Raw genomic sequence first — 1,079 nt, forward strand, 5'->3', positions numbered from 1 at the left:
GATCAGATCCATCGGGAAGATGTTCTGGTGTTCGTCCGTATTCACGGCGACCAGCACTACCGGCTTCGGGCACAGGTAGGCGACCATCAACTGCTGGACCGCGACAGGATCCGTGTTCAGTCCATTTGACGCTCGATTCTTCAGCATCAGGCGGTTCTGAAGCCAGGCATTCCATGTGCGTCGCGGCCAGCTGAGACAGTAGTGTCCGCCGGATGCGACGCGATAAAGGGCGAGTGATGTTGCCTCGATCTCCAGAGGGTCCCTCACCAGATGAAGAACACCCAGGAGTCTCTTGGTCGTGTTGTCACGATATTCGAGGGAAGCATGCTGGCCCGCATCGACACTCGTCGCGATCACCAGCGGATTGAGCGATGCCACGGTAAGGTCGGCCGTGACATCAGCCGACGAGCCCTCCCAGCGCAAGGTCGCGGTGACGGCATGCTGCGGCGGAGCGAGCGCTATCGTCGCCCACTGCGGTAGCGGTCGCACAAAGGGCCTTATCCAGTCCTTCCACATGTCAAAGCCGCCGGAACAACAGGAACATATAAAGTTTGGTGGCCAATCCGAGACCCCGCGGATCCAGACGTTCGAGCCGGAAATGAGGAGCGGCGGCACGCGCCACCGCACTCGGGGTGAAACGGTGGATACGGCTTTCACTGGGGATGCCGTAGCTACCGTCCCGGATCAGGTTCAGGAGGTTCGCCCGCCACCAGGAGTAGCGGGCGTCGCCCAGGTAGAAAGGATTCAGCATGCTGGCCAGGACAAAGCCGCCCGGTTGGACCACACGGGYGAGGTCCTCAAAAAGCGCCGCCTGGTCGGGAATGTGATTAAGGACCGCGAAGTTCGCCGTGACCCCGTGGACCTTGCAGGTGAGGGGCAACGACACGGTAGTCACGGTATCGCGGGCGATTTCGTCCTGGCAGTGCGTCGCCAGGTAGCCCTTCATGGCATCGGACGGCTCGTAAACGAACGTCCGATGCCCATGAGCGGCGAATACCTTTGCATCGATACCGGTTCCTGCGCCGAAATCCAGCACGTCCGCTCCCTTGGGAAGCAGGTTCAGCGCCAGGGCCTGGAAC

1 protein-coding gene and 1 pseudogene are annotated in these 1,079 nt (G+C 61.1%); both read right to left on the bottom strand.

Features of this window, described 5'->3' with window-relative positions; translation table 11 throughout:
- Nucleotides 1-489, bottom strand: a pseudogene (locus AC1DT2_RS24255) (flavin reductase); the annotation flags it as partial.
- 28 nt (nucleotides 490-517) lie between these two features.
- Nucleotides 518-1,079, bottom strand: a 562-nt coding sequence (locus AC1DT2_RS24260; RefSeq protein WP_477299290.1) for a class I SAM-dependent methyltransferase, incomplete at its 5' end; no start/stop codon positions are given.

The organism is Luteibacter sp. P4_E6 (assembly GCF_056401535.1).